This window comes from Pseudomonas sp. FeS53a, assembly GCF_000931385.1.
Taxonomy (GTDB): Bacteria; Pseudomonadota; Gammaproteobacteria; order Pseudomonadales; family Pseudomonadaceae; genus Metapseudomonas; species Metapseudomonas otitidis.
The window spans coordinates 1-4,817 of the sequence record NZ_JYFT01000024.1 but is presented as its reverse complement, the minus strand read 5'-3'; the positions used below and the strand labels follow the sequence as shown (position 1 = coordinate 4,817).

Here is a 4,817-nt window from a genome sequence, read left to right as displayed (position 1 = left end):
GGGCATGGATTCTCCTCTCGATCCGTTCAGACGCGATCATCACTGCACCCGGCCCAACCTTGTGAATGCGAGCTCGAAGCTCTGGATACCGTTCGGGCTGTTCGAGTGAGTGTGGAGGGGCGGAGCACTATCTACGTTGCAGGCTCGCGGCCTAAGGGTGGGCACGGCTTCCTATCCCTCCCCCGATGATCAGTCGGGGACTATGCCCCTGGGGTGGGGCTGTAGTCGAGATACAAGGGTGGGCCGGGCGGCGTTCCGCTTCAGCCCACCAGCGGCAGACAGCGTGGGCTGAAGCCCACCCTACGGCCCCATGACGCACCCCGTGGGAGCTAATTCATTCGCGAGGCTCTCCCTTCGGTGCCGACGACGCTAAGATCGTGCGCCATGCTTGGACGCTTTCCGTACAGGACGTACCCCATGATCGACCTGCTGTTCTGGCCACTGCTCGCCACCCTGTTGTTCGCGCCACCCTGGTTGCTCTGGAAACACACCGAGCGGCTGGGCTGGTTGAGCCGCTACGTGCTGGCCCTGCTCCCGGTGGGCGTTACCTGGCTGGGATGGCAGTGGGGCATCTGGGCCTTCGAACACTTCAACTGCCAAGGCAACACCAAGGGGCTGCATGACTGCCTGTCGAACGGGCAGGACATGACCGCCTGGGTTGGGCGAGCGCTGTTCCTGAGCGTACCGATGATGTTCATCGGCCTGCCGCTTTCCGGCTGGTTCTTGATCGATACGCTGATGCGCCACCTGGGCAACCTCAGCAATCGCGAATGAATTCGCTCCCACGCCCCGGCACATTGCGTCCCGGGGCGGCGCTCTCTCCATCCATCAATGGCGTTCGGCCCACCCCACGGCCCCATGACGCACCCCGTGGGAGCGAATTCATTCGCGAGGCTTTTCCTGCCCACCATGGGCATCCGGCACGGCTCCGCCGGTGGATCGATGAAGCGCGATCCACCACGGTGTGTGCCTGTACGAATGGCAGTGGGCCGGCACGTTGTCCCTCGTAGCCCGGGCTTCAGCCCGGGAACGGCGCTGACCATTCCCGCCTCATCGCGAACGAACCCGCCCCCACAAACCGGCACGTCACCTGCTCGTAGGATGCGGTGAGCTCGGCGAACCGCATCGGTCCCGGTCGGTGCTGGCCGGTGGGCTGAAGCCCGCCCTTCGGCGTCCCCCGCCCGCCAACAGACCGACCAAATTCCGGGCAAAAAAAACCGGCAATCAAAAAAGGGAGGGATTGCCGGCGTGCGCATACGGAGGGGGAGGGTTGGCTATGCGGCGAACTCGTCCTCGTTGAACGCCATCAGGGATGCTTTGCCTGCCATCACCTCGGCCAGCAGGCCGTCGGTCTCGGTCAGGGTTCGGGTCATGTAGAAGTCGGCGGACTTCAGCTTGGCGCCGTAGAAGGTCTTCTCCTCACTGCCGGCATCCAGCTTGGCCTGGGCCACCTGAGCCATGCGGGCCCACAGCCAGGCCAGCGCGGTCAGCGCGAACAGCCGCAGGTAGGGCGTGGCGGCAGCGCCGGCCTGCTCCGGGTCCTTCATGCCTTCGGTGGCCAGCCACATGGTCGCCTGCTGCAACTGGCGCAGCGCCTTGTCCACCTTGGCCGCGTGGGCCGCCTCGGGGTTGGCCTTGAGCCACTCACCCACCAACTGGAAGAAACCACGCACCGCACGGCCGCCGCCCAGGGCCAGCTTGCGGCCCACCAGGTCCAGTGCCTGGATGCCGTTGGTGCCTTCGTAGATGCGGGTGATGCGGCAGTCCCGCACCAGTTGCTCGATGCCCCAGTCCTCGGTGAAGCCGGAGCCGCCCATCACCTGCAGGCCCTCGTTGGCGCAGGCGAAGCCCTCGTCGGTGAGGAAGGCCTTCACCACCGGCGTCAGCAGCTGCACCAGATCGTCCGCCTGCTGGCGCACCTCGGCGTCCGGGTGGTCGTGGGCGATGTCCTGATGCAGGCCGGTGAAATAGGCCAGCGCACGGCTGCCTTCGATCATCACCTTCTGGCGCAGCAGCATGCGCCGCACGTCCGGGTGCACCAGGATCGGGTCGGCCGGCTTGTCCTGCGCCTTCGGCCCGCTCAGGGAGCGGCTCTGCAAGCGCTCGCGGGCAAAGCCCAGGCTGATCTGGTAAGCGTTCTCCGCAATGCCCAGGCCCTGCATGCCGACCATCAGGCGTGCCGAGTTCATCATCGTGAACATGCAGCGCAGGCCCTTGTGGGGCTCGCCGATCAGCCAGCCCTTGGCACCCTCGAAATTCATCACACAGGTGGCCGAGCCCTTGATGCCCATCTTGTGCTCCAACCCGCCGCAGAACGCCGGGTTGCGGCTGCCGTCGGCGAGGAACTTGGGCACCAGGAACAGCGAAATCCCCTTCACCCCGGCCGGCGCATCGGGCAGGCGGGCCAGCACCAGGTGGACGATGTTCTCCACCAGATCGTGCTCACCGCCGGTGATCCAGATCTTCGTGCCGCTCAGCGCGTAGCTGCCGTCCGCCTGGGGTTCCGCGCGGGTGCGGATCAGCCCCAAATCCGTGCCGCACTGCGGCTCGGTCAGGCACATGGTGCCGGTCCACTCACCGCTGATCAGCTTCGGCAGGTAGGCCTCCTGCTGCTCGCGGGTGCCGTGGGCGGAGAGCGCGTTGATGGCGCCGTGGGTCAGGCCCGGGTACATGCCCAGCGACAGGTTCGCCGAGCACACCATCTCCTCCACCATCATGTTCAGCACGTGGGGCAGGCCCTGGCCGCCGAACTCGGTGGGGCAGGCCAGCGCCGTCCAGCCGCCTTCGGCGAACTGGCGGTAACCCTCGCGGAACCCGGCGGGCGTCTTCACCGCGCGGGTCGCCGGGTCGTAATGACAGCCTTCCTTGTCGCCCGAACTGTTCAGCGGCGCCAGCACACCCTCCGCCAGCCGCGCCGCCTCTTCGAGGATCGCGCTGCCCAGGTCCGCGCCGAATTCCCCTTGGGACGGCAGCGCCTGCAGGTGCGAATAGGCGTCGAGTACTTCATCGAACACAAAGCGCATGTCGCGGAGCGGCGCGCGGTAGGCCGGCATGGTCGAGTCCTCTAAAGCTGTACATTAAGTAAATTTGTATAGCTTTTCTACTGCTGCGTATAAGTTTGTGCAAGGGGCTTGTACAACTTTTTCCCACCGGGGGGATGACCGGCCAGTTCCGCTTTAAGCGCCCCGGCAAGCCGCCATGGCCCGCCAGGCCCCGCGCCCTGTAGGCTTCGCCCACCCGCAAGGAGGCCTCGATGAAACGCGCATCAGGGATCACCTCACTCACCCTGGCACTCGCCGCCAGTGCCGCAGCCGCCGGCTACCTCTACCTCACCCAGGTGCCCCGCCTGGCCTACCCCCTCCAGCGCCTCGACGGCTGGGCCCTGAGCGATGGCGGCTCGTACGGGCTGGAGGTGGTGGATGCTGAGGGCCGTATCGTCCTGCTGGGCATCCAGGCCACCGCCCTCGATGTGCCGGTGGAGCGCTACCCCGCCTTCATCGGGCGGCCGCTGTTCGGCCTGCCCCTCACCGTCACCGCCGGCCTGGGCTGCACGCTTGAACGGCAGATCGATGCACTCGCCCACGAAATCGCCCGCAGCGGGCTGGATGAAGCGCGCTGGCACCAGGCCGGGGCCACCTTCAGCCGGCGCGAGCAGCCCTACGCCTTCGCGTGGTCCTTGCATGAGCAGTTGGCCGCGCGCAGCGGGGGAGGGTAGGCGTAAAGCCGGGGGATCAGGAGAGGGAAGGGCCCGGCGCCGCATAGCGGGGGCACCGGGCAGGGAAGGTGAAAGGCGGCGCTAGGCCTGGGAGGGCAGGGCGATCAAGCCGTCGTGTTCGGGGCTGCTCTGCCCCTGGTCTGGCTTCACCCCTCTGTCATCACGCAGAAGGCGCGCCATCCGGGCTGATGTGCCCGTTCTCCGGCTCCGTGCGCCCGGATATCAGCCAGAGCGCGAACTGTGGATAAGCCTCGGCCAGGATGCCCACTTCCTCGGTGCTGATCCGGATCTTGCCGCCGCTGATGTTCCGCCAGCGTTCGTAGTTCTTGCCCCCGAGCTCGCTCAAGTGCTTCGGTCCTACAGCCCGAATCAGTTGAAGTGCTCTGTTTCTTACGGCGTCCATTGAGCTTTCTCGGCTTGAGTAACCTTTACTCAAAAGCAACAGTGCCCTAGATTGCTTTGAGTATCTATTACTCATGGTGGCTTAGAGTGGCCGATTATAGGGTGTCTGTATGGAACAGTCTGGAGTAGTGAGGTTCAGCACGGGCGCAAAGCCTGAGCGAATGAACGATTTCCGCTGTGCGCCGTTTTGCACGCAACTGGTGCTGGCGGAAATGTGCGGCATCGCGGAGATCACCGAAGACGTGGTGCGCGGCTGGGTCGAGAGCAACACCATCCCCACCGTGAAGATCGGCCGACGCCGCGTCATCAACCTGCACCGCATCCGCCTCGACCTGGAGAGCGGCAAAACGGTCTTCAGCGCGGGGGACTACGCCCAATGAAAGCCATCAACGTTCAACTGCGCCTGCTCCTCAAGGCCATCCGCTATTCCGACTCGGAACGCGCGCTCGCCTACTACATCCGCATGGGCGGCTACCTCGACGCCCTGCAGGACACAAACACCTTCGACACCACCGAAATCAAGCGCCTCGACCGCCTCGCCTTCAACGCCTACAACCAGCGCACCAACCGCCACAACCGGGAGCTCATATGAACAAGGCCGTTCACCCCCAGCAGGCGCAGTGCGGGGCGCGCCTGCTGGGGGTGAACGGCCTTGTTCATATGAGCTCCCGGTTGTGGCGGTTGGTGCGCTGGTTTGGTT

6 protein-coding genes are annotated in these 4,817 nt (G+C 65.4%); 4 read left to right on the top strand and 2 right to left on the bottom strand.

From position 1 onward, the window contains the following. Positions 1 to 417: 417 nt before the first annotated feature. The gene (locus SZ55_RS07835) at positions 418 to 774 is read left to right on the top strand and encodes a hypothetical protein (protein WP_052807554.1); all 357 of its coding nucleotides are present in this window, start codon (positions 418 to 420) and stop codon (positions 772 to 774) included. A 500-nt stretch (positions 775 to 1,274) separates the two neighbouring features. Here the strand turns inward: SZ55_RS07835 and SZ55_RS07830 are convergent, their stop codons facing one another. Further along, positions 1,275 to 3,053, bottom strand: coding sequence for an acyl-CoA dehydrogenase C-terminal domain-containing protein (locus SZ55_RS07830; protein ID WP_044403798.1), 1,779 nt, complete (start codon positions 3,051 to 3,053; stop codon positions 1,275 to 1,277). 200 nt (positions 3,054 to 3,253) lie between these two features. On the opposite strand from SZ55_RS07830, the gene SZ55_RS07825 reads away from it, so the two are divergent. Next, positions 3,254 to 3,715 (top strand): hypothetical protein, encoded by a 462-nt coding sequence (locus SZ55_RS07825; protein WP_044403795.1) that lies wholly within the window; start codon positions 3,254 to 3,256, stop codon positions 3,713 to 3,715. Between the two features lie 160 nt (positions 3,716 to 3,875). On the opposite strand, the gene SZ55_RS07820 is transcribed toward SZ55_RS07825, so the two are convergent. Further along, positions 3,876 to 4,061, bottom strand: coding sequence for a DNA-binding protein (locus tag SZ55_RS07820; protein WP_236211543.1), 186 nt, complete (start codon positions 4,059 to 4,061; stop codon positions 3,876 to 3,878). A gap of 166 nt (positions 4,062 to 4,227) precedes the next feature. On the opposite strand from SZ55_RS07820, the gene SZ55_RS07815 reads away from it, so the two are divergent. Next, on the top strand, positions 4,228 to 4,497 hold the full coding sequence (locus SZ55_RS07815; protein ID WP_044403789.1) for a hypothetical protein: 270 nt from the start codon (positions 4,228 to 4,230) through the stop codon (positions 4,495 to 4,497). Continuing rightward, complete coding sequence (locus SZ55_RS07810; RefSeq protein ID WP_044403786.1) at positions 4,494 to 4,709, top strand: hypothetical protein; 216 nt, start codon at positions 4,494 to 4,496, stop codon at positions 4,707 to 4,709. Before SZ55_RS07815 ends, SZ55_RS07810 begins: the two co-directional genes overlap by 4 nt. Positions 4,710 to 4,817: the final 108 nt, after the last annotated feature.